We start from the raw sequence: 3,567 nt of genomic DNA on the forward strand, positions 1-3,567 counted from the left end.
TGAAGTTGAAAGGCGTCGCCTCCATGAAACTGCGTTCACTCCTCTTCGTCCCGGGCGACCGGCCTGATCGTTTCGCCAAGGCATCCGCCAGCGGTGCCGATGCGATTATCATCGACTTGGAAGACTCAGTCGCAGTGGACCGCAAGGTTGCTGCGCGTGAGGCGACTGCGGAGTTTTTGTCAGGCGACCGGTCCGTGCCGGTGTTTGTCCGCGTTAATCCGCAGGATAGCCATCTGACCCATGACGATCTGGCGTCGGTTTTACCCTATATGCCAGACGGCATTGTCCTGCCCAAGGCGGAGGGGGCACGTTCGGTCCATTGGCTCCGCGCAGAAGTCGCAGCGGTGGCGGACAGTCAGGATGGCGAAGCCCCGCCGATCTTGCCGATCGCGACCGAAACCCCTGGTGCTGTATTTGATCTGGGGACTTTGCGCGAAGTTTCGCATTATCTGGCGGGTGTGAGCTGGGGGGCGGAGGATTTGCCCGCGGCGGTTGGCGCCGCAACGGCGCGTGAGGCCGATGGTCGCTACACAGCGCCGTATGAGATGGTACGCAGCCTGACGCTCTTCGCGGCGCATGCCGCTGGCGTTGCGGCAATCGATACGGTCTTTCCGAATATCAGCGACGAGGCTGGTCTATCGGCCTATGTTGCGCGCGCGGCGCGGGATGGCTTTACCGGGATGCTTGCCATTCACCCATCGCAAGTAAAGTCGATTAACGCCGGCTTCACACCATCGCCCGCGCAGATTGCGCATGCCCAATCGATCGTTGATGCCTTCGCAGCCAACCCGGGATCGGGTGTTTTACAAATCGGCGGAAAAATGATCGACGCGCCGCATTTGAAGGCGGCGCTGTCGATCTTAGCGCGCGTTTAGGCGGCTAGCTTCCGCAGCACATAGTGCAGGATGCCACCGTTCATGAAATATTCGACTTCGTTCGCGGTGTCGATGCGGCACAGCGTGTCGAAATTGAACGTGCTGCCGTCCTTGCGGGTGACCATGACGGTGACCGTCTGGCGCGGCTGAAGCTTTCCGACGCTGGTGATCGTGAAGCTGTCATCTGCGTTCAGGCCCAAGCTGGTGCGGCTTTCGCCTTCCATGAACTGCAATGGCAAAACGCCCATGCCGACAAGGTTTGAACGGTGGATGCGTTCGAAGCTTTCGACGATGACGGCGCGGACGCCTAGGAGGTTGGTGCCTTTTGCGGCCCAATCGCGTGACGAACCGGTGCCATATTCCTTGCCGGCGATGACCACCAAGGGCGTGCCGTCGGCTTTGTGCTTCATGGCGGCGTCGTAGATGGGCATGACTTCGCCATTGTAGCTGCTCATGCCGCCTTCGATGCCGGGGACCATTTCGTTCTTGATGCGGATGTTGGCGAAGGTGCCGCGCATCATGACTTCGTGGTGGCCGCGGCGGGCGCCGTAGCTGTTGAAGTCAGCTTTGCTAACCTGATGTTCCATAAGGAATTTTCCGGCCGGGCTGTCCGCTTTGATCGATCCAGCGGGGGAGATGTGGTCGGTGGTGATGGAATCGCCCAAGATCGCCAGCGGCTTTGCCTCGATGATATCCATCACCGGTGCCGGCGTCATGCTCATCCCTTCAAAATAGGGCGGATTTGCGACATAGGTCGAACCGGCACGCCATGTGTAGGTGTCCGAACCTTCGACCTGAATCTTCTGCCAATGCGCATCGCCTTCATAGACGGTCGCATAACGCGCGGTGAACATCGAACGGTCGATGTTTGCGGTCATGACATCATGCACTTCCTGATTGGTGGGCCAGATATCGCGCAGATACACGTCCGAACCGTCGGTCGCCTGACCGATTGGCGTGGTGGTGAAGTCTTCGGTCACGGTGCCCTTCAGCGCATAGGCGACAACCAAGGGCGGTGATGCGAGGAAGTTCGCGCGTACATCGGGCGACACGCGGCCTTCAAAGTTGCGGTTGCCCGAAATGACCGAGGCGGCAACAATGTCATGGCCGTTGATCGCGGCGGAGATCGGCTCTGCCAACGGGCCGGAGTTACCGATGCAGGTCGTGCAGCCATAGCCGACAAGGTTGAAGCCAACCGCATCCAGATCCGCGGTCAGGCCCGCACGGTCGAGATAATCGGTCACGACTTGGCTACCGGGGGCAAGCGAAGTCTTCACCCATGGCTTGGGCTTCAGGCCAAAAGCATTCGCCTTGCGCGCAACCAATCCGGCGGCAACAAGAACGCTTGGGTTTGATGTGTTGGTGCACGACGTAATCGCCGCAATCACCACGTCACCGTCGCCAATATCGTGCGATTTGCCCTCAACCGCGACGCGCTTTGCGCTGTCATGCTTGTAGACGTTGATAAGATCGTCGTTGAACACATTGTCGACTTGCGTCAGGACAACCTTGTCCTGCGGACGCTTTGGTCCGGCAAGCGATGGCACAACGCTGCCCATGTCGAGTTCAAGCGTGTCGGTGAAAATCGGGTCCGCCATGTCCGCATAGGCCCAAAGGCCCTGTTCCTTGGCATACGCCTCAACCAACGCAATCTGGTCTTCGGCACGGCCGGTCAGACGCAGATAGTCGAGCGTCTTGTCATCAATGCCAAAGAAGCCACAGGTCGCGCCATATTCGGGCGCCATGTTGGCAAGCGTCGCGCGGTCGGCGAGCGACAAGGACGCAAGGCCGGGGCCATAATATTCGACAAAGCGGCCAACCACGCCCTTGGCGCGCAGCATTTGGGTGGCGGTGAGCACAAGGTCGGTCGCGGTCACGCCCTCTGCCAACGCGCCGGTCAGTTTGAAGCCAACAACTTCAGGGATCAACATCGACACCGGCTGGCCAAGCATCGCGGCCTCCGCCTCAATCCCGCCAACGCCCCAACCCAGCACGCCAAGGCCGTTGATCATCGTCGTGTGGCTGTCGGTGCCAACGCAGGTGTCGGGATAGGCGATGGTCGCACCATCTTCGGCTGCGCTGGTCCAAACGGCCTGCGCGATATGTTCAAGGTTCACCTGATGGCAAATGCCGGTTCCAGGAGGGACGGCTTTAAAGTTATTCAGCGACTTTGAACCCCATTTCAGGAAGTCGTACCGTTCTGCATTGCGCTGATATTCGATTTCCACATTGTGCTCGGCTGCCTTTGGGTGGCCGAATTCGTCAACCATGACGCTGTGGTCGATGACCAAATGCACGGGGACGAGCGGGTTGATCTTCGAAGGGTCCGCCTTCAACGCGGTCATCGCGTCGCGCATCGCGGCCAAATCAACCACGCACGGCACGCCGGTGAAATCCTGCAGCAAAACGCGGGCAGGGCGATATTGAATTTCGCGGGTCGATTTGGCGTCTTTCTGCCAATCGATCAGGGCTTGCACGTCCTGCACCGAAACGGTGAAGCCGCCATCTTCAAAACGCAGCAGATTTTCGAGCAATACCTTCATCGAAAACGGCAGGCGGGACACATCACCCAATTTTTCCGATACTTTTTTGATCGAAAAATAATCCACCGTCTTGCCGCCAGCGGTCAAGGTGGAACGGGTTTGCAGGCTGTCTAATCCGATTGCGGTCATGTTGGTACTACCCCTTCAAA

At 58.9% G+C, this 3,567-nt stretch carries 2 protein-coding genes; one reads left to right on the forward strand and one right to left on the reverse strand.

What is annotated here, in order from left to right:
- Positions 1-23 precede the first annotated feature (23 nt).
- The gene (locus tag ACIQ5B_RS10495; RefSeq protein WP_397598977.1) at positions 24-875 is read left to right on the forward strand and encodes an HpcH/HpaI aldolase/citrate lyase family protein; all 852 of its coding nucleotides are present in this window, start codon (positions 24-26) and stop codon (positions 873-875) included.
- Here ACIQ5B_RS10495 and acnA read toward each other — a convergent pair.
- On the reverse strand, positions 872-3,547 hold the full coding sequence (gene acnA / locus ACIQ5B_RS10500; RefSeq protein WP_397598976.1) for an aconitate hydratase AcnA: 2,676 nt from the start codon (positions 3,545-3,547) through the stop codon (positions 872-874). The genes ACIQ5B_RS10495 and acnA overlap by 4 nt on opposite strands.
- Positions 3,548-3,567 lie beyond the last annotated feature (20 nt).

Source organism: Sphingorhabdus sp. (assembly GCF_044374345.1).
Classification (GTDB): Bacteria; Pseudomonadota; Alphaproteobacteria; order Sphingomonadales; family Sphingomonadaceae; genus Sphingorhabdus_B.